The sequence below is a fragment of the Kribbella sp. NPDC051952 genome (assembly GCF_040680855.1).
Lineage (GTDB): Bacteria > Actinomycetota > Actinomycetes > Propionibacteriales > Kribbellaceae > Kribbella.
Genome location: NZ_JBFAXQ010000029.1, coordinates 1 through 22,616 on the forward strand (window position 1 = coordinate 1; position 22,616 = coordinate 22,616).

General features: G+C 68.3%; 17 protein-coding genes. 8 read left to right on the forward strand and 9 right to left on the reverse strand.

Features of this window, described 5'->3' with window-relative positions:
• Positions 1 to 371 precede the first annotated feature (371 nt).
• Positions 372 to 1,262, reverse strand: a complete 891-nt coding sequence (locus AB0L70_RS35330) for a LysR family transcriptional regulator (RefSeq protein ID WP_363691170.1) — start codon at positions 1,260 to 1,262, stop codon at positions 372 to 374.
• 97 nt (positions 1,263 to 1,359) lie between these two features.
• Here AB0L70_RS35330 and AB0L70_RS35335 point away from each other — a divergent pair, with 97 nt between their 5' ends.
• Positions 1,360 to 2,280, forward strand: a complete 921-nt coding sequence (locus AB0L70_RS35335) for a DMT family transporter (RefSeq protein WP_363691171.1) — start codon at positions 1,360 to 1,362, stop codon at positions 2,278 to 2,280.
• Here AB0L70_RS35335 and AB0L70_RS35340 read toward each other — a convergent pair.
• Genes AB0L70_RS35340 through AB0L70_RS35350 form a run of 3 tightly spaced genes read right to left on the reverse strand, consistent with a single transcriptional unit; the run spans position 2,215 to position 6,336 of the window.
• Positions 2,215 to 3,966 carry a hypothetical protein gene (locus tag AB0L70_RS35340; RefSeq protein WP_363691172.1) on the reverse strand — a complete coding sequence of 584 codons (1,752 nt, stop codon included), beginning with the start codon at positions 3,964 to 3,966 and terminating at the stop codon, positions 2,215 to 2,217. The genes AB0L70_RS35335 and AB0L70_RS35340 overlap by 66 nt on opposite strands.
• Before the next feature lie 31 nt (positions 3,967 to 3,997).
• Positions 3,998 to 5,146 carry a GDSL-type esterase/lipase family protein gene (locus AB0L70_RS35345; protein ID WP_363691173.1) on the reverse strand — a complete coding sequence of 383 codons (1,149 nt, stop codon included), beginning with the start codon at positions 5,144 to 5,146 and terminating at the stop codon, positions 3,998 to 4,000.
• Positions 5,146 to 6,336 (reverse strand): Gfo/Idh/MocA family oxidoreductase, encoded by a 1,191-nt coding sequence (locus tag AB0L70_RS35350; protein ID WP_363691174.1) that lies wholly within the window; start codon positions 6,334 to 6,336, stop codon positions 5,146 to 5,148. The genes AB0L70_RS35345 and AB0L70_RS35350 overlap by 1 nt, the downstream gene beginning before the upstream one ends.
• 190 nt (positions 6,337 to 6,526) lie before the next feature.
• Between AB0L70_RS35350 and AB0L70_RS35355 the strand changes: the two genes are divergently transcribed.
• Positions 6,527 to 10,528, forward strand: coding sequence for a sugar-binding domain-containing protein (locus AB0L70_RS35355; RefSeq protein WP_363691175.1), 4,002 nt, complete (start codon positions 6,527 to 6,529; stop codon positions 10,526 to 10,528).
• Positions 10,529 to 10,606: 78 nt separating this feature from the next.
• On the opposite strand, the gene AB0L70_RS35360 is transcribed toward AB0L70_RS35355, so the two are convergent.
• Positions 10,607 to 11,371, reverse strand: coding sequence for an SDR family oxidoreductase (locus tag AB0L70_RS35360; protein ID WP_363691176.1), 765 nt, complete (start codon positions 11,369 to 11,371; stop codon positions 10,607 to 10,609).
• A complete protein-coding gene (locus AB0L70_RS35365) occupies positions 11,368 to 12,174 on the reverse strand; it encodes an alpha/beta fold hydrolase (protein WP_363691177.1) in 807 nt (268 codons plus the stop codon). Before AB0L70_RS35365 ends, AB0L70_RS35360 begins: the two co-directional genes overlap by 4 nt.
• Positions 12,175 to 12,285: 111 nt before the next feature.
• On the opposite strand from AB0L70_RS35365, the gene AB0L70_RS35370 reads away from it, so the two are divergent.
• Positions 12,286 to 13,611, forward strand: a complete 1,326-nt coding sequence (locus AB0L70_RS35370; RefSeq protein ID WP_363691178.1) for a PLP-dependent aminotransferase family protein — start codon at positions 12,286 to 12,288, stop codon at positions 13,609 to 13,611.
• Between the two features lie 114 nt (positions 13,612 to 13,725).
• Positions 13,726 to 14,319 carry a hypothetical protein gene (locus tag AB0L70_RS35375; RefSeq protein WP_363691179.1) on the forward strand — a complete coding sequence of 198 codons (594 nt, stop codon included), beginning with the start codon at positions 13,726 to 13,728 and terminating at the stop codon, positions 14,317 to 14,319.
• Between the two features lie 9 nt (positions 14,320 to 14,328).
• On the opposite strand, the gene AB0L70_RS35380 is transcribed toward AB0L70_RS35375, so the two are convergent.
• Positions 14,329 to 15,273: an aminoglycoside phosphotransferase family protein gene (locus AB0L70_RS35380; RefSeq protein ID WP_363691181.1), complete on the reverse strand. Its 945-nt coding sequence runs from the start codon at positions 15,271 to 15,273 to the stop codon at positions 14,329 to 14,331.
• Between the two features lie 102 nt (positions 15,274 to 15,375).
• The gene (locus AB0L70_RS35385) at positions 15,376 to 16,737 is read right to left on the reverse strand and encodes a serine hydrolase domain-containing protein (RefSeq protein WP_363691182.1); all 1,362 of its coding nucleotides are present in this window, start codon (positions 16,735 to 16,737) and stop codon (positions 15,376 to 15,378) included.
• A 97-nt stretch (positions 16,738 to 16,834) separates the two neighbouring features.
• On the opposite strand from AB0L70_RS35385, the gene AB0L70_RS35390 reads away from it, so the two are divergent.
• The 4 genes from AB0L70_RS35390 to AB0L70_RS35405 all read left to right on the forward strand — a co-directional run bounded on the left by AB0L70_RS35390 (position 16,835) and on the right by AB0L70_RS35405 (position 21,062).
• Positions 16,835 to 17,821 (forward strand): GlxA family transcriptional regulator, encoded by a 987-nt coding sequence (locus AB0L70_RS35390; protein WP_363691183.1) that lies wholly within the window; start codon positions 16,835 to 16,837, stop codon positions 17,819 to 17,821.
• Positions 17,822 to 18,123: 302 nt separating this feature from the next.
• Positions 18,124 to 18,873, forward strand: coding sequence for a DUF4389 domain-containing protein (locus AB0L70_RS35395; RefSeq protein WP_363691184.1), 750 nt, complete (start codon positions 18,124 to 18,126; stop codon positions 18,871 to 18,873).
• Positions 18,874 to 18,948: 75 nt separating this feature from the next.
• Positions 18,949 to 20,121, forward strand: a complete 1,173-nt coding sequence (locus tag AB0L70_RS35400) for a zinc-dependent alcohol dehydrogenase (protein WP_363691185.1) — start codon at positions 18,949 to 18,951, stop codon at positions 20,119 to 20,121.
• Positions 20,118 to 21,062, forward strand: coding sequence for an SDR family NAD(P)-dependent oxidoreductase (locus AB0L70_RS35405; RefSeq protein ID WP_363691186.1), 945 nt, complete (start codon positions 20,118 to 20,120; stop codon positions 21,060 to 21,062). Before AB0L70_RS35400 ends, AB0L70_RS35405 begins: the two co-directional genes overlap by 4 nt.
• Here the strand turns inward: AB0L70_RS35405 and AB0L70_RS35410 are convergent.
• A complete protein-coding gene (locus tag AB0L70_RS35410) occupies positions 21,059 to 22,612 on the reverse strand; it encodes an NAD(P)/FAD-dependent oxidoreductase (RefSeq protein WP_363691187.1) in 1,554 nt (517 codons plus the stop codon). The two genes, AB0L70_RS35405 and AB0L70_RS35410, sit on opposite strands and share 4 nt — an antisense overlap.
• Between the last annotated feature and the right edge of the window lie 4 nt (positions 22,613 to 22,616).

A 22,616-nucleotide genomic window follows, 5' to 3' on the forward strand; every position in this document is an offset into this window, starting at 1 on the left:
AGGATCCGCGGTCGTAAGGAACGACATCGAGCGATCCAGGCGGGTCCAGGCCCGGTAACAGGACATCGGGCAGACCGCCACGAGCAGCAGGACCATGCAGGTCCCGCCACCTTGATGGCGTGTTCGCACCCCGTTCGATCGGCGACAGCCGTCCAAGGCCCGTCCTGCCGATCACAATTCGTAACTAATCTCAGACGTTAGGTGAAGGATCACACGCTGTCAACGCCTCATCGGATGCATTAGGCAACGACCCGAAGTGGTTGCCTAATTAAACTAGTTCCCCGCCACGACACCACGCCGGCGAGCCGTCCGCCTGCGGCGTCGGCTAAAACGGCCCTGACCGGAACAAGTGCCGGACACGCTCGTTGCCACTAGCAACGCACGGCTTCCTGGAGGGCCTCGAGGAGGTAGGTCACGGGTGGGTTGGCTGCCGCGCTGTTGCGGAGGGCGGCGTAAATGGGGCGGATGGGTTCGGGGTGGCGGACCGGGCGGATGACGATGCCGGGTGGACGGCTGCCGAGGGCCATCTGGGGCATGAGGCTGATGCCGAGGCCGGCGGCGACGAAAGCCTGGGCGCTGGCGTAGTCGTCGCTCTCGACGTCGATGCGGGGGGTGAATCCGGCCGCCGCGCAGGCGTCGAGGACCGTGTCCAGGCAGGCCCCGGCCTGCTCGCAGTTCACCCAGGGTTCGTCCGCGAGGTCGGTCAGGTCGATCACGCGTTTCGCTGCCAGGCGGTGTTTTCTCGGCAGTACGGCGCGGTACGGATCGTCGAGCAGATGCACGAGCCGGATACCGGGACGCGGCCGCTCCGCCGGCCGGACCACGATCGCGAGGTCGGCTCGATCGCGTTCCACCTCGACGAGTGGATCGTCCGGATCGACGATTTTGAGGTCGACGTGGACTGCCGGAAAGTCGCGGCGGAACCGTGCCATCGCCGGCGGCATCAGCGCGGATCCGGCGGTGGCGAAGTATCGGACGGTCAGCCGGCCCGTCCGCCCGGCGCGCAGCTCGGCGAGTGCGGTTTCCGCGTCGGCGACCTGCTGGCCGATGACGGCGGCGTGCTCGGTCAGCAGCCGCCCGGCGGCGGTCGGCCGGACGCCACGCCCGACGCGTTCGAGCAAGGCGATGCCGGCCTCCTTCTCCAGCGTCGCGATCTGCTGGCTGATCGCGGACGGCGTGTACCCGAGGTTCCCCGCGGCTGCCGTGACCGATCCGCTGCTGACCACCGCTCGCAGGATCTGCATTCTCCGTACATCGAGCATGAAGGTGACCTTAACGGTCGTGCGGAACTTTTCACTTGTCCTGCGAAGTGTGCCGGGCGAGGGTGGGACGAGCACAAGGGAGCGGAGAGGCGTTCAGATGGTCAGCGGTACGCCGGTCCGGATGGGCGCTCTCGCGCTGTTGTGGGGATCGGGCTTCCTCTGGATCAAAGTGGCGCTGGCCGGACTGACGCCCGTACAGATCACGCTGGCCCGGTGCGTGCTCGGCGCGGCCGCTTTGTTGGTACTCGCGTTCTGCACAAGCCAGCGCGTACCGCGGGGCCGATCGGCGTGGCTGCATCTCGGGGTGGCCGCGTTCTTCTGCAATGTCGCGCCGTTCACTCTGTATGCGCTCGGAGAACGAACTGTCGACTCGGGAGTCGCCGGCGTGCTGGCCGCGACGAATCCCTTGTGGACCGCCGCGATCGGGTTCGTGCTCCGTTCCGATCGGGCCAGGCTCGGTGGCGTCCTGCTCGGATTCGCCGGGACCTTGCTGATCTTCGCTCCCTGGCGCCATGGTGCCGTCGACGGTTGGGGCGCTCTCGCGCTCCTTGGAGCGGCGGCGAGCCAAGCGGTCGGCTTCGTCTACATGGCCCGTTATCTGGTCGGAAAGTCGACGGCGACCATTGCCTTGGCAGCGAGTCAACTGGCATTGGCAGCAGGGCTCAGCGCACTGGCTCTTCCTCTGGGTGGGCTGACGCCGGTGCAGGCAGCTCCGTCCGTACTGATCGCTGTGACGGTCCTGGGGACGTGCGGCACCGGCGTTTCGTTCTACCTCAACTACCGAATCATCGCCGACGAGGGCGCGACCACTGCAGCGACCGTTGGCTATCTGGTCCCGGTCGTGTCGGTCGCGCTCGGCGCCGCCTTTCTGGGTGAGCACGTGAGCCCGCGTCTCCTTGCAGGCATGGCCGTCGTGCTCGCCGGCGTCGCGCTGACCCGCCAGAGCCGACGTTCAGTGCTGTCTCAGAGCAGGGGAGTCTCCCTCAAGAGTCACGGAGTGGACGATTCCTGCTTCTGACGCTTCCAGCGGGATCGGCAGGTAGGTGATGCCGTGGATGACGATCGGGTGGGTCAGGACGCGGTGGCCGTCGACCACTGCGGCCGGGGCCGGGTCAGTCCCGGCGACGGGGATCATCAAGGTCGACCGGCCATGGATGCCGCGGGCGGTGACGGTCCAGGATCGCTGGTCCGATTGGCTGCGGACGGTCGAGGAATCTCTCGCCAGGGTGTGCCGGGCCCATTCCTCCGCGCTCCAGATCTGCACGCCCAGGGCTCGGGCCGCCCGCCAGACCGCGCGGAAGAACTTCGCGCTGTACGTCGCGAACGAGACGGGATGGGACTGCATCGAGAGTGGACCGTGTCCGGCTTGCATCTGGGACCGTAGATGGTCGGCGACAGCGGCCGCCTCGCTGTCGGGGTCGCCACCCAACCGCTCCACCAGCGACAGGTCGTCGAACACCTGGGTGGGTTGCTGGTAGGTGTCGATCACGGTGCCGTCCAGGTCGACGTACCGTAGCGGCCTGGACGAGCCGTTGGTGTAGTTGAGCCAGGCGTCGCCCATGCCCTGGGCGTTGAAGTCCATCCGGACTCCCAGTTCGGACCAGAGCCGGGCGAGGTCGACGTACCCCTGCCAGACAAGGCAGTGGTTGCGATTGACCAGTGGCCGGCGACCGAAGCGCCGTTCGAACTCCGCGACGTCCCGGCGGACGATCTGTTCGATCACCAGTTCCTGGTCCTCGCCCTCGGCCCAGTCCTCGAGGGCGTCGTGGTGGATGCCGAACGAGTGTCCCGAGGCGCGGAGGTCTGCGACGTCGCTGTCGGTCAGGACCGTCGGCCGGTTGCCGAGCATCAGGTAGAAGGTGTCGTGGAACTCGAATTCGTCCGCCGAGGCGAGGATCTGGTCGAACTGCTCCTTGGTCGACCAATCGTCGTCGGAGTCCTGGATGACGAGCGTTGTCATCGCCGCGTCCGGGTAGTACCACCAGCGAGGCACAGGTGCGGTCGACACCGCTGTGATCGCGTTGACGAGCAGCCGGCCATGGATCTCGGCCTGGGGCAGGTGCCAGCAGGAGCGATCGACGTGGCCTTCGAGAAGGTCCGCCTGCCGGTAGGGCAGGAAGCCCAGGCTCCGGCTGCCGACCCGATCCGGATCGCCGTGCCGCAGACGCGCGACCGCCCGGGGCAGGTCGTAGTGGAAGACGACCACCTGCCCCCTTGCCACGTCGAGCCGGGTGACCGCGTGGTGCGGGGACGTCGTGGTGGCATCGAGCCAGACGGTGGCCACAGCCTCACCCGGTGGGACTCTGGCGTACAGGTCCACCGTTACGTGCGTCTGGACGGGGTGCGGATCGAACCCCGCGGTGATCGGGTGCGATCGATCGATGCCGACGTACGCCGGATTGACAGTCCGGTCGGCCGGGTCGAAGCCGAATCGCTCAGCCAGCAGTCGGGACGGCTGGACGAGGACCAGACCTCCACCGGCAGAGACATAGTTGTGCAGGGCATCGGCTTCGGCCCTGTGGACACCGCCTGCCGAGACGACAATCGCGGAGAAGCGTTGGAGCAGCTCCGGCAGTGGTGTGGTCACGGTGTCGAGATCGAGCACCTCATGGTCGACCAGGCCTTCGCCGCGACAGATCTCGGCGAGGTAGTGCCCGTAGCGCCCGGCCCGGCCGCCGCTGCGGACGAGAACTGCAAAGGTCATAGCAATCAGATCCGTTCTGGGACGACGAACGTCAGTTCTTCGGTCCGGTCAGGTCCAGCGAGTCGAGCTCGGCGGAGCAGGTTCCCTTGGTGATCTTGAGGGAGCTCGGTCCGGCCGGGAGCCTGATGTCGACCTTCTGCATGCTCCACATCCGCCAGTGCTCCAGTGTGGTGCCGTACGACGGGTAGGACACGGTGCTCGCCGTACCGCCGTTCACGGAGAAGTTGTGCGTACAGGTCGTGCCCGTACCGTTCGCGCCGCGCAGGTGGACGCGGTACTTACCTGCGGCGGCGGCGTTGACCTTGAAGGTCACCGAGCTGTCGGCGTAGTCGATGTTGCCCACCTTCGTGCCACCGGACGCGGAGTAGTTCGTGTCGCGCTGCGCATGGACGACCGTCGCGGTGGAGTTCTGTTCGGCCTCGTAGCGGGTGGAGGTCTGGCCGGTGAGGGCGTCGTACCACCGCAGTGCGCCCTTCGAAGCCGCGCCGTACAGGACGTGCACCGGGTCACCGAAGTCGTGCGGCTGGACGTAACCGGAGCCGGTGTCGACGAACGCGACCTTCTGCCCGGCCCGCCTGCGCTGCTCGACGATCGGCGCGATGGTGGCGTTGTAGCCCTGCGCCCGGCGTTGCCCGAGTTCGGAGACGATCGGCGGGATGGTGGTGACGAACAGCTTCACCTTCGGGTCGGTCTGGCCGATCCGGTCGATCAGCGCGGCGAGCCGGCCCGGGGCCGCGGCCACCAGCTCCTCGGTGTTCATGTCGTTCGTGCCGATCTGGAGCGTGATGACGTCGGGGTGCGCGGCGTTCATGAAGCCGATCACGTTGTCGTAGATGCCCTGGATCGTCCAGCCACCGTGGCCTTCGTGATTCCTGTCGGGCAGGTTCGCGGCGCCGGCGCTGAGCGAGCCGACGAAGTCGACCGGGCGGCCGTCGCTGGTGAGCAGGTGCCACAGGTCACCGCGGTAGCCCTCGTAGACGACGTCGACGCCCTCGGTGTTGGAGTCTCCCAGCGGCATCAGCTTGACGGGCGTGCCGGTTCCCACCGGTACCACGTCACCGAGGAGTTGCGGGGCGTGCGGTTTCGGGCGGTGGGAATCGGCCGAGTGGACGGCTTGCTGACCGGCCAGGCCGGCGACGACGGTGAGAGCGAGGGCGAGAGCGGTTGGGCGGAATCGCATCATGTTCCTTTCGGATGGGGCGGGGTGGTGCTGAGGTCCTGACCGGCGGCCCGATCGGGGCCTGGCCGGAAGTCTGGAACCCGGAGCGGGACGCTGCCGCGCTCGATCGAGGTCGCGGCGAGAATCGCGGGAGCCGCGGTCTCCAGTGCGGCGTACACGTCGAACTCGGGCGGTCTGGTCCCCAGTACGGCGTCCCGGAACGCGACCTGGGTGTAGTAGTCGGCGTCACCGTGCCCGCTGCCGCGAGCCCCGCGCGGCGCGTCGGTGCGCTCGTAGCGCCAGTCGACCTCGGCGAGATCGTGCATCTGCTGGCCGGCCAGCCACATCCGGGGCGAGTCCTTGACCGACCGCTTCCACTCGACGTGGCCGGCGGTACCGCTGACCTGGTACCAGTGCCAGTTCCCGTCCGGGTGTGGCTGGACGAAACTGGTCGCCATCCGCAGGATCGTGCCGCGCCGGGTCTTCATCAGCGCCATCTGCAGATCGGGCTGGGTCAGCTCGGGGTGCACCAGCGACGGCGACTCGGTGCTCATGGCAACTACTTCGACGACCCGGTCGTCGAGCACCTTGAGCATCGGGCTGAGCGAGTGCGGCAGGTAGTGGATCGGCGGCATGTCCTGCGTCCAGGACGCGATGGCGTCCGGGTGGTCGGCGAGATCCTGGGGCCCGATCGCGTCGCCGGTGCGCGGATCGATGAACATGCCCTCCGGGTGGTAGTGGAAGTACTGCGCTTCACAGAGGGTGACAGTGCCCAGCCGGCCGGACTCGCGCAGTTCGCGCCAGGCGTCCACGAATCCCCAGTACCGGGTCTGCTCGGCCAGTTGGTACACCAGGCCGCTGCGCTCCGCGGCCAGGGCGATCCGCCAGCAGTCCTCGATGCTGTGTGCCGCCGGAACCTCTGCGTGTACGTGCTTTCCGGCCTCCAGCGCCTCGGCGGCCATCGCGCCCTGCTCACGGCAGCGCACGGTCAGGGCGATGGCGTCGACAGCCGGGTCGGCCAGTACGTCGTCCCAGCTCTCATGCCGCGTGACCGTGGCGTCGTCGATCAGCTCCATTGCCCGATCGGTCCGCACTTCCAGCGGATCGTGCACCGCGACGATGCGGAATCCGGGCACCTGCCGCAGCAACGGGATCCACGTTCCCGTGGCCCGCGGGCCCAGCCCGACCACGGCCATCCGTATCTCTGTCACCGATTCTCCCCTCGCGTACGGTGTTGACATCTTCGATATCGCGAATCTATCTTCAGGATCCCGTTATTAGGGAATTTAAGCCCAGAGCGCGAGGTCGCACAAGACGCCGCCGGGAGTTCGTTCGGCAGCGCGGTGCCGGCTTGCGCGATGAGTTGTCCTGCCTCGTTCGCCCGCCACGATCGGAGCCGTCATGCGCATGCTGCTCAGACCGGCGATCACGCTGCTCGCCGCCGTACCGCTCGTCCTCACGTTGTCCACCCCCGCTATGTCCCAGCCACCGCCGGCGCCCAGCGCCGCGCGGACGAGTGCCGCGCCGGCGATCGCGCCCGCGGTCGTCAGTGGTACGCCACGAACCGTTCGCGGCAAGGTCCTCGACAGCGCCGGCCGGGCAGTGGCCGGCGCTTCGGTGCATGCCGCCCGGACCGATCGGTACGCCGTCAGCAGTGCGGACGGGACGTTCTCGCTCACCGAGGTCCCGTCCGGTAGCCCGTCCGTGATCGCCGCCAAGGAGGGCTACTCGTTCACGTCGGTGGTCACTCCCGACTCGGGTGTCGCGACGATGCGGCTGGCCCGACAGAACAAGCCGCCGCGAGCCGAGTACCCCCGGCCTGACGCCGACCGGCGACCGTTCGGCGCGCGATCATGGCTGAGCCTCAACGGCACCTGGTCGTTCGACTTCGATCCCCAGGGCACCGGAACCCCGGGATCACCGCTGGGCAAGGCCATCCAGGTGCCGTTCTCCTACCAGTCGCTGGCCGCCTTCGGTGAGCAGGACCTCGCGACCGACGACGTCTACCGCGGCGCCTTCGCGGCGTACACCGGAGCGGTCTGGTACCGCCGCAGCTTCACGGTGCCGGCCTCCTTCGCGGGGCAGGGCACGCGGTTGCGGATCGGTGCCACGAACTGGGGATCGGCGGTCTGGCTGGACGGTCAGCAGGTGCAGCCGTTCACCGAGACCGGTGACTCCGAGCTGCGCATCGACCTCGGCAAACTGGCGCCGGGTTCGACGCACACGCTCGCGGTGAAGGTCGTCGCTCCCGTCGTCGACCAGGCGCAGGAGCGGCTGATCGGTCGCCGGGACCGGTTCACCAACTCCGGCGGGATCTGGCAGTCGGTCTGGATCGAACCGGTGTCCGAGGCAACGATCAGCGAGGTCGGTCTCAACCCGGTGGTCACCTTCAGCGGCACCTCCCGGACGCCTTCGACGGCAGCGGTCGACGTCGACGTACCGGTCGCGGGCGCGGCCGACCGGGCGACGGTGGTCGTCACGGACCCGTCCGGACACCGGGTCGCCACCGGCCAGGCGCCGGTCGTCGACGGCCACGCGCGGCTCAGGTTGCCGATCGCGAAGCCGAAGCTCTGGGACATCGGCAAGCCCAACCTCTACCAGGCCGACGTGACCGTCAGCTCCGCAGGCGCGCATCGCGACGGCGTCCGGGCGACCTTCGGCCTGCGGTCGATCGAGCGCCGGGCCGCGCCGGGCTCGAACGGCGACTACCAGTACATCTGGCTGAACAACCAGCCGATCTACCTGCGCGGAACGCTCGACCAGGGCTACAACCCGTGGGGCATCCACACGCCGACGGGTGAGGTCACCGGAGCCGATCTGGTCACCGGCACGGCGGCGAACCCCGGCCGCGGATCGGTCCTGTACGACCTGCGCGCCGTCCAGAAACTCGGGCTGAACATGGTCCGCAGCCACGTCAAGCTGTTCGAGCCGTCGTACTACCACTGGGCCGACAAGATCGGGCTGCTCGTCTGGCACGAGATGCCGAACTTCGGCCGGGCGGCCTACGGCGAGGGGGCCAAGGGCTACTTCGAGACGGCGCTGCGCAGCAGCCTGGCCCGGGACCGTAACCACCCCTCGATCGTGATCTGGAACCTGTTCAACGAGGGCTGGGGAGTGGCCGGCGGACCGAGTCCGCTGATGCCTGCCGCGATCCCGTACATCAAGGACCTGGTCGCGCTCACCCACCAGCAGTTCCCCGGCGTCCTGGTCGACGACAACTCGGCCTGCTGCGAGAACGGCCACACCGGTGCGACCGACATCAACGACATCCACGCCGGGTACGGCGGGTACGACGAGCTCGCGCCGTACGTGAAGACATTCTCCGACGAGCTCGTGCCGGGGTCGAAGCGCAACTTCGACGAGGGCGTGCAGGCCGGTCAGCCCTGGCTGATGAGCGAGATGGCCTTCAACACCGGCGAGCAGCTCACCAACATGAGCCTTGTCCGCGCGCTGCCCAAGTCGGCCGGGTACAGCGGCGTGCAGGTGGCCGACCAGGAGGACGAGATCGTCAGCCCGTTCAGCTACGACCGGCAGGATCGGGGAACGCTGTTCAAGGATCACAACGGCCGGCTGGTCGGGTCCGAGCTGGTGCACGGTGACGACATGGTCGCGATCGTCCGGGACAGCCGGGCGAGCATCACGCCCGGCGACGAGATCTCGCTGCCGGTGAAGCTGAGCCACTTCAGCGACCTCGACCTGCGCAAGGCGACCCTGCGCTGGAAGGTTGCCGGAAGCAACCGAGAAGGGAAGTGGGTCGACCCACTGATCGGCGGGTCGAAGGTGGTAGCGCCGCTGCAGTACCAGGTCACCGACGCCGGGACGGTGCAGGTCCGGGTGCCGGAGAACCTGCGGACCGGCTACGTCTGGGTCTGGCTCGAGGCCGGCGGGAAGACCGTCGCCGAGAATCTGCTCAGCTTCGACGACGGCCGGCCCGAGGACGGTGCCTTCGATCCGACCAAGCCGGTCGCGCAGTCGTGGTCCGGTGGCTCGAAGGTCGACGTCGCGGGCGGCTCGCAGCAGATCCTCGGTGTCGGACGCGGTTGGTTCGAGTACGACGCGACCGTCCCGCGCTCCGGCGGCACCCTGCTGCTCGAGGCGTCCTCGAACGAGGCGCCAGGCGTCACCGACGGCATCAGGCCCACCGGGGCGCGCAAGTTCCCGACCAAGCTGACCGTCAGTGTCGACGGGCGAGCGGTTCGATCGGAAGTCCTGCCGGACGACCCGTGGGATCCGCTCGGCATCGCGGCCCGCGCGCACGGCCGGTACGGGCGCGGCGACGCCAACCACTACGGCTACCAGGTCGCGATCCCGGTCCCCGCGGGCAAGGACAAGGTCCGGATCAGGCTCAGTTCCGACGGCGGTGGTCTGCAGGTCTTCGGTCTGCACGCCGGCGTACAAGGTGCTCCGCCGCGGGTAGTGGCCGGCAAGGTCTCCACGGTCGTGCCGAAGCCGCGGGCCACGGTGACCGATCGGCCGGGGGTATCGCTAGCTCCTGCGGCCCTCGATGCGAACAACGCGGGCGTGGCCGTGGTGTCGGTGGTGAACGACACGACGCGGACCGTACGTGACGTCCGCGCGAAGCTCGATCTGCCGGCGGGTTGGACCGCTACGCCGATCGGGCCCGCCACGGTGGCCAACTTGGCTCCGGCCGCCTACACCCACGTTGCCTTCCAGGTGCAGGCACCGGAGGACGTGGTGCCGGGCATCGTGGCCGAGGCGGTCGGAACAGCGCTGTGGACCGACAATGGTGTCCGGAAGGCCGTTCAGGCCCGTGGGGTGCAGGAGGTGAGGTTCCGGCCCGAGGCGTTCCCGGTTGTCGGCGTGGAGGACGAGTTCGACACCGACACCTCGGGCGACTACGTCACCTTCGAACCGTCGAGTGGCGAGATCAAGCCGCAGCTGAGCTTCGGCGGCGGACTCCTGCGGGCGACCGCGGAACCGGCGTACTACAGCTACGTCACCCACAAGTCCGGACCGCTCAGTCCCAAGGCGGTCGTGGCGATCTCACCGGAGAACTTCGTCGGTCACAGCCCGGTGATGGATGCCTTGTTCATCGGTCTGGTCAAGGACGCGCGCAACTACATCGCGGCCTGGACCGGTGAGAACGGCACCGGCGGGATCGACGTCGTCGTCGACGGTCGGCTGCAGGGGTCCTGCTGCGCCGCCGGGCCGCCGATCGTCAAGGGCGGCAAATGGGCATTTGTTGTCGACGGCAACAACATCACCACCTGGACCGATGCCGGCCAGGGCTGGACCCGGGTGCTCACCACGAGCACTCTCGGTGCGGTCGATCTGACGGCTCCGGGAGTCGTCCAGCAGTACAAGTACGCCGTGGGGTTCCGCGGTCAGTCGGGTGAGCAGGCGATCCGCTCGCTGACCGGCCGGAGCTTCCCGGCAAAGTAGGCAAAACTGACAAGGCCGCGGACCCGTCCATCAACGGGTCCGCGGTCCTTCGGGGATCGGCGTACCGATGAGCTGTTTTCACGCGCGGTGGATCTGGAACGGCGCGAAGCTCTGTGCCACCGGCATCAGTTCGATCGTGTTCACGTTGACGTGCGCGGGTTGCGAGGTGGCCCAGTACACGGACTCGGCGATGTCGTCCGCGGTCAGCGGCTGCATGCCGTCGTAGACGTGGCCCGCCTTCTCCTCGTCGCCGCCGAAGCGGACCACCGAGAACTCGGTGCCGCCGCACAACCCTGGCTCGATCGAGGTCACCCGGACGCCCGTGCCGTGCAGATCGCTGCGCAGGTTGAGGCTGAACTGGTGGACGAAGGCCTTGGTCGCCCCGTAGACGTTGCCGCCCGGGTACGGGTAGCTACCCGCAACAGAGCCGAGGTTCACGACGTGCCCGGTGCCTCGTTCGACCATGCCCGGCAGCAGGGCGCGCGTGCAGGTTACGAGCCCGGTGCAGTTGGTCGCGATCATCTGCTCCCACTGGTCGAGGTCGGCCTCCTGCGCCGGTGCGAGCCCGAGCGCGAGACCGGCGTTGTTGACCAGGACGTCCACGGCGGCGAAGTCGTCCGGCAGATTCGTCAAGGTGGCTGCGACGGCCGCGCGGTCGCGCACGTCGAGCGTGATCGGCAGAACAGCAGGTCCGAGCTCGGCGGCGAGGTCGGCGACCTTCTCGGCGCGCCGCGCCGCCGCGACGACCCGGTGTCCGTCGGTGGCGAACCGGCGGGCGATGGCGGCACCGAAGCCGCTGCTCGCGCCGGTGACGAAGACTGTCTTGCGCGGAGTCGCGCTCACCGCTGCTCCACCGAGGTCAGGAACGCGTCCAGGATTGCGTTGAACTCGTCCTCGCGCTCGAGATTCGGCATATGGGCGGCGCCCTCGATGACGGCCAGGATCGAGTCCGGCAGCGTCTTGTGCATCAGCTCGGCGTCGGCGATCGGAGTGAAGGCGTCGTCGCTGCCGACGACGACCAGGGTGGGTACGGCGGCGCCCTCCAACGTCTCCAGGTAGTCCGGTCGATCCGCGCGGCCGCGCAGCGCGGCGGCCGCACCGGCCGGCGGCGCCGCCAGCATCATCAGCATGACGTTCTCGGCCACCTCGGGCAGTGTGGCGACGTTGCTGGGGGCAACCATCTTGGTGAGCACCTCCTCGGCGTACGGACCCATGCCCTCGGTCAGCAGCCGGTCGGCCATCTGGTGCCGGATCGTGCGGCCGGCCGGGGTCTCGGCCTGCGCCGAGGTGTCGGCCAGGATCAGCCCGGTGATGCGCTCGGGGAAGAGCCGGTACGTCTCCATCACGATCTGGCCGCCCATCGACAGGCCGCCGAGGACGAAGGTGCCGATGCCCAGGTGGTCGGCCAGGCCGATCACGTCCCGCGCGAAGGTCTCGAACGTCGTCGTACCCGGGACCACCGAGGTCGCTCCGTAGCCGCGCAGATCGGCGGTGACCACACGGCGGCCCGGCCGGCCGAACCGCTCGAGCTGGGGCCGCCACATGCTGCGGTCGAACGGATGGCCGTGCACCAGGATCAGCGCCTGGTCACCGCTGCCCGCCTCGTCGTAGGCGACGGTGAGGTCGCCGATCGATGCTGTCGGCATCGTTGTTTCTCCTTGGATCGGGGGGACTGACCTCCCCACGATATGCACTGAGAAACCTCGGATCAATGATAATCTTGCTCTCGGTGCAATCGCGAGGTTCGAGGAGCTGGAATGACACAGGCCTATCGGGAGATCGCGGATCTGGTCGCCGCTGACATCGCCGCCGGGCGGCTGCGGGCGGGGGAGCGGCTGCCGACCCAGCGCCGCTTCGCGCGAGACCGCGGGATCGCGGCGTCGACCGCCAGCAGGGTGTACGGCGAACTCGTGCGCCGCGGCCTGGTGGTCGGCGAGGTCGGCCGGGGAACGTTCGTACGCACTGCTGAGCCGGCCACCGAGGCGCTGGCCGAACCGGCGCGCGCCGGCGTCGACCTGGAGCTGAACTTCCCGATCCTGCCCGGCCAGGCGGAGCTCCTCGCGCCCAGTCTGGAGGGACTGCTCCGGCCGGACGCTTTGGCGACCGCGTTGCGTCCGGCAACCGTCACAGGCACGAAAGAAGCGCGGGAGGCGGCCGCAACGCTGCTGACCAGGCCGCACTGGAGCCCAGGGGCGGAACACGTCGTGTTCGCGGGAAACGGGCGACAAGCACTCGCGGCGGCCGTCGCGACGCTGGTTGGGCCCGGGGAGCGGCTCGGTGTCGAGGCCCTGACCTACCCGGTCATGAAGGGCATCGCCGGTCGGCTCGGCGTGACGCTGGTGCCGCTGGCGATGGATGACCACGGCGTCGAGCCCACCGCCGTACGGGCGGCCGGCGTACGGGCTGTTTACCTCCAGCCCACAGTGCACAATCCGCTGGGCATCACCATGCCCGAGCACCGCCGAGCCGAGCTGGCGGCCGTGCTCGCCGACCTGGACCTGGTGGCGATCGAGGACATGGTCAATGGATTCCTCGAGCCTGCGGTGACCCCGCTTGCCGCTTTGGCTCCGGACCACACGATCCTGGTCGACAGCCTGACCAAGCGACTGGCGCCTGGCCTGACGGCAGGCTTCCTGGTCGCACCCCGTCGGCTCGTGGGTGGGCTGTCGTCCGCGGTGCGGTCGGGTGGTTGGACGGCTCCCGCCTTCGCTCTGGCGGCCGCCACGCGATGGATCGCGGACGGGGCAGTGGCGACCATCGTGCGGGCAAAGCTGGACGACGCGCAGGCGCGGCAGCGGCTCGCTGCCGAGCGGCTCGCGGGTCTGACCGTCAAGGTCAACCCGCGCGCCTACCACCTGTGGTGGTCGCTTCCGGCGCCGTGGCGGGCGGAGACCTTCGTCGGCGCTGCCGCGAGACGCGGTATCGCGGTCACTCCGGCGGCGGCCTTCACGGTAGGCCCGGGCCAGGCGCCGAACGCGGTGCGACTGGCGCTCGCCTCGCCGCCCATCGAGATCCTCGATCAGGCCCTGGAGACCCTGGTGGAGCTGGCGAGATCGACCCCGGACGACACCGACCACGAGTGAGCAGATCCTGCCGTGGATCCGCCAGCGGTGAGGTTTCGCGTTGCGGTAAAGGGTTTGTGCATCTACCGACGACGAGGTAATACTATACCCCCGTACCGTATCAAGGGGATAATGATGACGACGTCGATCGAGACCGATCAGCACGAGGACGAACTGCGAAGCCGGCCCGGAGCCCTGCGCTGGTTGGGTGGGCGCTGGCCATCGATCGCGGGCGCCGCTGTGGCCGCGCTGACTATGACCGGAGCGTCGAGCGGCTCCGATGTGGCACCCGTAGTGGTTGCCTCGGGCGCTGTGTACCTGGGCTCGGCGGCACTGCAACGGCGTACGGCGGCGTGGCCGATGTTTCTGGTGACGTTCGTACTGGTTGGCGTCCGTCTGGCCGTGCCGGACTTCAAGGCGTCGTGGTGGATGCTCGTCCTGGTCGGTGTCCTGTCTGTCTACGGACTGGCTCGCGGCGCGGTGCGGCCGACCTGGGGATTGCCGCTGCAAGCGGCCGCGATGCTCGCTCTGGCCGCGGTTGCTCTGCCCGCGGAAGGCGCCGGTGAGGTCTGGGCCGGAGTGCTGGTGAGTGGCGCCCTGCTGGCGCACGCGGGTTGGGACGTCGTGCACCATCGGGCGCAACGAGTGGTTTCGCGCTCGCTCGCCGAATTCTGTGCGGTTCTGGACACCGCGGTCGCGGTGGCCGTCCTCGTGGTGACCTTCAGCTGATCGCGAGGTTCATCCGAAGTGGTCCAGGACAGCGGCGAGATAGTCTTCCAGACGGCCCTCGAGCAGGCTGGGCGTGAGATCGCTGCGTCCCACGTCTCGCCACGGCATGGCAACCTTCTCCGCGTCGGGTGCGAAGGCCAGCGAGTCGAGCAGTCGCCAGTACAAGTGGTCGCCCGGAGCAGCGGCGAGTCTTCCGCCGGCGGCGACGTACTGGTCGGCGAAGGTCATCCCTGCCGCCGGGCCGTGCAGCAGGGCGAGTGCGGTCGAGCAGTGTGCGACATCGAGGTCGGCCGGGCCCCAAGAGGTCTCGACCCAGTCGACGACGCCGCTGATTCGAGGCTCTCCATCTTGCGTCGCGAACAACACGTTGCCCGGATGGAAGTCGCGATGGAGGAAGCAGGCATTGTGCGGCGGCGGCTCCTGCCGGATACCGTCGATCGCACGGCGCCACAGGCCGGGGCGGTTGGTTCGCTCAGGCACTCGCACCGTTTCTGCGGACGTCCACGGCTGATAGGTCCGTGGCCTGCTGTGGTCAGCGATCTCCACTCGATGGATGGCGACCAGTTGGGCGGCGAGCAGGTCGATGCGCGGCGCGGGATCGTCGTCGGAGAGCTCAACCCGGCCGGGCAGCATCGACATCAGCAAGGACGGGTCGTCGCAGTAGTTGCCTTCGGCATCGACGGCGATCAGGTCGGCGGCCGGCACCGGTGTTGGTTTCAGTAGCTCGAGTACGGCGGCCTCGCGGCTGAGCAGGCCGTCGGCGTGCCCGCGGAAGAAGTCGCTGACGAACGAGCGCAGCACCAGTGACCGGGTCCCAAGCGGGCCGGAGATCTCGAGTCGGCGCATCCGCGAAGTCCACCCACCGCGCAGTTCGGCCACCGCGGTGATCTCCTCGCCGTCGCCAAGCTGGTCCTTGACCCAGCGCATGGTGGCGGTCGAACAGTCGACGTGCACGATGAACTCCCGAGGACGAACGGTATCTACAAATCCGACATCCTAGCTTAATCTTCGGATATGGAGATTTAACGGTCGCCGTTTGCCGCGGTAGCCGGAGGTCTACTGGCGGTGGGCGAGGAGTTGGGTGCCCAGGTCGCTGGCGTCGTTGGCGATGTCGGACAGGACGATGACGGCTGTGCGCCGGGTGCGGTCGAGCCCGAGGTACGCCGCGTAGCCGCCGGTCTGGCCGCCGTGGGAGGTGATGGTCTGGCCGGTCTGCCAGGTGGAGATCCGCCAGAAGTTGCCGATGCGGGTGTTCGACTGGTCGGTGGCGGTTGTGGGCTCCAGGGCGGCCAGGCCGGGTGCGGTTCCGTCGAGGAGCGCGGTGGCGAGTTTGGCGAGGTCGCCGACGGTGGAGACCGCGGCTGCCCCGGGCGCGTAGGCGTTCATGACCCATGGCTGGACCGGGAGACCGGTCGGCGATCGTCCGCCGGCGACGAGTGCGTGGCCGGTTTCGATGGCGGTGTGGGTCATTCCGAGCGGCTCGAACAGGCGCGTGCGCATCAGGTCCGCATAGCTGAGGTGGGCTGCGGCGGCGACGGCTTGGCCGGCAACGGCCGAACCGAGTGTGGAGTATGCGTAGTGGCCGCGGCCGTTCAGCGTCTGGCTCCAGGTTTCCTTGGTCAGCTGGGCGCTGCCGGTGTTCAGGAAGTTGCGGCCCAGCGGTGCTTTCCACGCAGCGTGACGGACGGTTGCGGCGCCGAATTCGGCGTACCCGGAGGTGTGGGTGACGAGCTCGTGCATCGTGGCGGCGCCGGCAGCTGAGCCTGTCAGCTCGGGAAGATAGGTGGAGACTGTCGCGTCCATGTGGATCTCGCCGCGGCGTACGGCGTCTGCGATGACCAGCCCTGTCAGTGCCTTGGTGATCGATCCGATCTCCATCGGGGTGGTGTCGTCGGCGCCGATTCCGGCCAGCTGGACCGGCTGGGCCGCGTTCAGGTCGACCTCGGCGACGGCGACGCTGTGGTAGCCGTCGAGCATGCCCTGTCCGGCTTGGTGGTCCAAGTGCGCCAGGACCGTGGCATCGCCGTTGCGGGTGTCTGCCAGGTTCGGGGACAACGCCCAGGACACGACCGCGACGGTCAGCGTTCCGATGAGCACGGTGACGAGGAGGCGGCGGGAAGCGAGGTAGCTCGCGGCCAGGACGACGAGCATGAGCAGCGCCCGCCAGCTGTCCTCGGCGTACCGCCCGTACCCGCCGCCGGTCACCGTGAACAGCACCATGGTGGTGGGGATACCGATCAGGACCACCGCGACCAGCACCTTCCCAGCCCAGCCACGAGCGAACGAGGCCGAGTCGCGGACCAGCAGCCGCCGTACGACGTCTTGCCAGCGGCCGCCCACGGCTCGGCCCGGCGGTGGCCGTGGGTTGGACGAGAGCGGAGTGGGTGTGTCGGGGAGAAGATGCTGCGTCGGGGACATACCTCAGCGTGTGGCCGGGGTGAGCCGGCCACAAGGACAGCTTGTTGACGATGTCGGCCATCGGGTCTGCGGCGTACTGTCAACACATGGACTCCCGATGACCGTGCCGGCTCTCGAGCGGGACGTGGTCATCGTGACCTTCGACTCGGCGCAGATCCTCGACGTCACCGGTCCTCTCGAGGTCTTCTCCAGCGCCTCCCGCTACCTTCCCGTCGCCCACTACCGCACCAAGGTCGTGACCACCCGGGGTGGCCCGGTGCACGCCAGTTGCGGGCTGGAGTTCGTTTCCTCCCCGATTGCCGACGTCACCGGCCCCGTCGACACGTTGATGGTCGCCGGCGGCGCCGATATGGACGCCGCCGTGGCGGACACTGAACTCCTTGCCCAGGTCCGGCGGCTCGCCGCTGATGCCCGCCGCGTGACCTCGGTCTGTTCCGGCGCGTTCGTACTCGCGGCAGCCGGCCTACTGGAGGGACGACGGGCAACCACGCACTGGGCCGAGTGCGGACTCCTTGGCGACACCTACGCCGAGGTCACCGTCGACCCCGACGCGATCTACGTCCACGACGGCAACGTGTGGACCTCGGCAGGCGTGACCGCGGGTATCGATCTCACGCTGGCTCTCGTCGCCGACGACCACGGACACCAGGCCGCCGCCACGGTTGCACGTCAGTTGGTCGTCTACTTGCAGCGTTCCGGCGGACAGGCGCAGTTCTCGGCGCTGCTGGCCGGTCAGGCGGCCGACACCGAACCGGTTCGCGATCTCCTGTCCTGGTTGCGCGATCACCTCACCGACGATCTGTCGGTGGCGGCGCTCGCCCGCCAGCTCAACCTCTCCGAACGACAGTTCACCCGCGTCTTCAAGGCCGAGGTCGGCTCGACCGCGGCAGACCACGTCGAAGCCGTCCGGCTCGAGTCCGCGTGCCGGCTCCTCGAGACCACCAACAGAACCATCGAACAGATCGCCAGGACCTGTGGCTTCGGCACCCCCGAGACCATGAACCGCACGTTCCGCAGGCGCCTCGACACCACCCCCGGCGACCATCGTCACCACTTCCGCGGCAACACCCTGGTCCCCAGCTGATCTTCGCTGCCCTGTCTACGCGCGAGCGGCACCGTCAGGGAACCCACGTTGACAGGGGTTGGTGTGCAGAGGATGGTGAGCAGCAAACAGGACGCATGCGGTGGTGGTCTCAGGCGTGTCCGTCGGAGACGACTATGGGCAGTCCCGGGTCTCGGGCTGCCTGCAAAGGGGGTCACTCCGCATGGCGAACATGAGCTGGAGCGCGGGCACGGAGCCAGTGCCGAGTCGGTTATGACCACCACCCCGAATGGCGAGAGTGGTATCTCCACTCTCATTGCGTAAGTCTGCTGGAGATGGTTGTAGTGGCATCGTCTGTGGTTTATCCCGTGCACGTGAACGCCGCGGTGGATCCGAAGTCGTCGAGGTGGCTCTGGCTGGTCAAGTGGGTGCTGGTGATTCCGCATTACGTCGTACTGGCGTTCTTGTGGGTCGGCTTCATGGTCAGCTCGGTCATCGCGTTCTTCGCGATCCTCTTCACCGGTCGCTATCCGCGCGCGATCTTCGACTACAACGTCGGTGTGATGCGGTGGTCGTGGCGGGTGACGTACTACGCCTACGGTGCGCTCGGCACGGACAAGTACCCGCCGTTCACGCTGAAGGAGGTCGAGGACTATCCCGCGCACCTGTCGGTCGACTATCCGGCGCAGCTGTCGCGCGGCCTGGTGCTGGTGAAGTGGTGGCTGCTCGCCATCCCGCACTACGTCATCGTCGGCGTCTTCGTCGGCGGTGGCGCCTGGGCCGCTGACCGGACCGACAATTGGCAGTGGAACCTCAGTGGCGGTGGCGGTCTGGTCGGCATCCTGGTCATCATTGCGGCGGTGATTCTCGGGTTCACCGGTGCCTATCCCAGGTCGCTGTACGACATCATCCTCGGGATGAACCGTTGGGCCTTGCGGGTTGCGGGCTATGCGGCCCTGATGACCGACGTCTATCCGCCCTTCCGCCTCGACATGGGCGGCAGCGACCCCACTCTCGTCGTACCGGCCACCCCAGACGACACACCACCGCACAGCGCTACGACGCCCAGCCCGATCCACGATCCCGCGCGCTGACCGCAAGGGCGCGCCTCCGGCCTGGCTCTGCCGCGGCGCGACGCGGGTCGCGGTTGGTGCTGGGTACCGGCTGGTATGAAGGCATTGACTTGGCAGGGCAAACGCAAGATCGAGTACTCCGACGTACCGGACCCGGTGATCAAGGAACCGACGGACGCGATCATCGAGGTCACCTCCACCGGGATCTGCGGGTCGGACCTGCACCTGTACGAGGTGATGGGACCGTTCCTGGAACCCGGTGACGTGCTGGGGCACGAGCCGATGGGCATCGTGGTCGAGACCGGCTCGGAGGTCACGAACTTGAAGGCGGGGGACCGCGTGGTCATCCCCTTCGGGATCGCCTGCGGTCATTGCTTCATGTGCGATCGCGGTTTGCAGTCGCAGTGCGAAACGACCCAGGTGCGCGACGAGGGCATGGGGGCCGCGCTGTTCGGCTACACCCGGCTCTACGGGCAGGTCCCGGGTGGTCAGGCGGAGTACCTTCGCGTGCCGCAGGCGCAGTACGGCCCGATCGTCGTACCGGCGGGACCGTCCGATGATCGTTTCGTCTTTCTGTCCGACGTACTGCCGACGGCCTGGCAGGCAGTCGAGTACGCGGCGGTGCCGGACGGTGGCACGTTGGCCGTCATCGGTCTGGGCCCGATCGGCGACATGGCCGCGAGGATCGGTCTGCATCGGGGCTACCGGGTGATCGGCATCGACCTGGTTCCCGAGCGGATCAGCCGCGCCCAGGCGCGTGGGGTCGAGGTGGTCGGGTACTCCGATGACGTCGCCGACCAGGTGCGGGATCTGACCAACGGCCGGGGTCCGGATTCCGTGATCGACGCCGTCGGGATGGAGGCGCACGGATCTCCCAAGGCGCAGGTCGCCCACAAACTCGTCGGGCTGATGCCGGACGGTGTGGCGGAGAAGATGATGCAGACGATCGGCGTGGACCGGCTGGCCGCGTTCTACCTGGCGATCGAGCTGGTTCGCCGCGGTGGCACGATCTCGTTGAGTGGCGTGTACGGCGGGGCCGCCGACCCGCTGCCGATGCTGACGATGTTCGACAAGCAGATCCAGTTACGGATGGGACAGGGCAATGTTCGTCACTGGGTGGACGACATCCTGCCGCTGCTGACCGACGAGGATCCGCTCGGTGTCGATGGTTTCGCCACGCACCGGCTCCCGTTGTCCGAGGGGCCGGCGGCGTACGAAATGTTCCAGAAGAAGCAGGACGGAGCCGTGAAGGTGCTGCTGACGCCGTGACCAGAGTTGTCGTGGTCACAGGGGCGTCGAGTGGAATCGGCCTCGCGACGGCCCGGGCGTTCGCCCGGCAAGGAGCCCAGCTCGTCCTGGCGGCTCGCTCGGTAGAGAGCCTCGCTGTGGCCGAGAGGCTGTGCAAGGCCGACGGCGGCGAGGTGTTGGTGGTGCCGACCGATGTCACGAAGGCCGATCAGGTCGATGAGTTGCTCGAGGCAACTGAGCGGCGGTTCGGGCGCGTCGATGTCGTCGTCCATGCGGCCGCGGTTCTTGCGTACGGACGGTTCGAGGACGTTCCGGGTGACATCTTCAACCAGGTGATCACCACCAATGTCCAAGGCACCGCGAACGTCGGACGCTCGTCCCTGCGCCGGTTCCAGCAGCATCGCAGCGGCACGTTGATCGTCGTCGGCTCCTTGCTCGGAAAGATCGCGACGCCGTACCTGAGCTCCTATGTGACCAGTAAATGGGCGGTTCACGGCCTGACCCGCTGCTGGCAGATCGAAGTCAGATCGGTGCCGGGCGTCGAGGTCGCGCTCGTCTGGCCGGGGTCGGTCGATACTCCGGCCTACCTGCAGGCCGCGAACTATGCCGGTCGCGCCGGCCGCCCGCCGCCACCGGTCGACCGGCCGGAGAAGGTTGCCAGGCGCATCATGCGGCTGGCCGACCGGCCCTCGCGCTCGGCGTCCGTCGGAGTGGCCAATCAGCTGACAGTGTTCGGGTTTCGCCGTCTGCCTGCGATCTTCGACCGCATCGTCACCCCACTGATGAAGGCGGGCGGCCTGTCGCGCGACGAGATCAGCCCGCATCCGGGCAACGTCATGGAGCCTTCTCCAGCGGGCGACAGCGAGCACGGTCGTTGGGGTCGCCACTGGCTCCGGCCGATCGCCGGTACGGCGATAGCCGCCGGGGCGGTCGCCGTGGGATGGAAGGCCGTTCGTCGCTAGCGGGAGTGGAAGAGGGCGGCGCGGGCCGCGTTGGAACCGCACGCGCCGTGTACGCCGCCGCCCGGATGGGCCGAGGCCGAGGCAAGATATAGCGACTTGATCGCGGTTTCGGGCCGGCCGAGGCCAGGCATCGGCCGGAGGAACAGTTCCTGCCGCAGGCCGGACGTGCCACCGTTGACGGCGCCGCCGACGAGGTTGGCGTCGCGCCGCTCGAGCTCCAGTGGGCTGAGGATTCGACGTGCGGTGATCGTGTCGGTGAAGCCCGGCGCGTACTCCTCGACCCGGGCCTCGATCCGTTCGGCCATCACGGCTGCGTCGGCGTCGTCCCATTGACCGGTGAGGATTCCGGCGGCGTCACCGCGGGTCAGTTGGGGCACGTGGGTATAGGCCCACGCCGCTTCGGTGCCGGCCGGAGAACGTGTGGGGTCGGCGGTCGTCATCTGCCCCATCAACAGGAAGGGCCGGTCCGGGATCCATCCGTCGGCCAGCTGACGGGACCACCGGCGCAGATCATCGACCGAGTCGGCCAGGTGCGCGGTGCCTGGAGCCAGCTCAGGCGCGTCTCGCCAGGGGATCGGTGCGCTGAGGGCCCAATCGACCTTGACGGTGCCGGGATCCCACTTGAAGAACCGCAGCCGTTGCAGCACCCGGGAGGGCAGGTCCTGACGAGGGATGAGGTGACAGTAGAGGGCCGGTGCTGAGACATCCGCGAGCACTGCATGGCTGGCGGCGTACTGCGTGCCGTCGGCTGTTCGTACGCCGGTCGCCCGGCCGTCCCGGATGACGACTTGGTCGACTCGAGCCTGGCACACGATCGTGCCGCCTCGTGCGGTGAAGCGATCGGCGAGTGCTTGTGACAGTCGCCCGGCACCGCCTCGGGGCACGGGGTACCCGTACTGCTGCGCGATCATGACCAGCAGCCAGCCCATCAGTCCCGACCCCATCGCGGTGGGTGCGATGTCGGCATGCTGCGAGTTGGTGGCCAAGAGCAACTTTGCCGCCTCACCTGCGAATCGCCGGTCGCCGACGGAGCGGACCGGACCGATCAGGAGCTGTAGCCGTTTCAGTCCGCGCGGACCGAGGAGATGGCGGAGCAGATCGACACCCGCACGGACCGGGGGAAACGGAGTGAGCAAGGCGTCGACGACCGCTGGGCCGACGCGTTCCCAGTCGGAGTACAGATCGAGCCAAGCCTGTCCGTCGCCTGGAGCGTGCGCGTCAAGGGCGGCCGCGGTGTCGGCAGGGTCGGGGTGGACGAGCGCCCATCCGCCCTCGCGCAGCGGATTGCCAACGGGCGCCGGCGCGTTGGACCACTCCAAGCCGTAGTCGCCGAGATCGAGGCCTTTGATCGTGGGCGAGACGGCCGCCAGTGGGTAGAACGAGCTGAACGTGTCGTGGACGAACGAGGCGTCGACCTCCGTCGAACTACGGACCGCGCCGCCGATCTTGTCGTTCGCCTCCAGCAGTACGACGTCCCAGCCGGCATCGACCAGCAGGTTCGCCGCGACGAGTCCGTTGGGTCCAGCACCAACGACAACCGCATCGGTCACCTGG

Bases quoted from the DNA above. Each gene is read 5' to 3' on its own strand.
- AB0L70_RS35330 (WP_363691170.1), bottom strand. From the start codon at position 1,262: ATGCTCGATGTACGGAGAATGCAGATCCTGCGAGCGGTGGTCAGCAGC.
- AB0L70_RS35335 (WP_363691171.1), top strand. From the start codon at position 1,360: ATGGTCAGCGGTACGCCGGTCCGGATGGGCGCTCTCGCGCTGTTGTGG.
- AB0L70_RS35340 (WP_363691172.1), bottom strand. From the start codon at position 3,966: ATGACCTTTGCAGTTCTCGTCCGCAGCGGCGGCCGGGCCGGGCGCTAC.
- AB0L70_RS35345 (WP_363691173.1), bottom strand. From the start codon at position 5,146: ATGCGATTCCGCCCAACCGCTCTCGCCCTCGCTCTCACCGTCGTCGCC.
- AB0L70_RS35355 (WP_363691175.1), top strand. From the start codon at position 6,527: ATGCGCATGCTGCTCAGACCGGCGATCACGCTGCTCGCCGCCGTACCG.
- AB0L70_RS35365 (WP_363691177.1), bottom strand. From the start codon at position 12,174: ATGCCGACAGCATCGATCGGCGACCTCACCGTCGCCTACGACGAGGCG.
- AB0L70_RS35370 (WP_363691178.1), top strand. From the start codon at position 12,286: ATGACACAGGCCTATCGGGAGATCGCGGATCTGGTCGCCGCTGACATC.
- AB0L70_RS35375 (WP_363691179.1), top strand. From the start codon at position 13,726: ATGACGACGTCGATCGAGACCGATCAGCACGAGGACGAACTGCGAAGC.
- AB0L70_RS35385 (WP_363691182.1), bottom strand. From the start codon at position 16,737: ATGTCCCCGACGCAGCATCTTCTCCCCGACACACCCACTCCGCTCTCG.
- AB0L70_RS35390 (WP_363691183.1), top strand. From the start codon at position 16,835: ATGACCGTGCCGGCTCTCGAGCGGGACGTGGTCATCGTGACCTTCGAC.
- AB0L70_RS35400 (WP_363691185.1), top strand. From the start codon at position 18,949: ATGAAGGCATTGACTTGGCAGGGCAAACGCAAGATCGAGTACTCCGAC.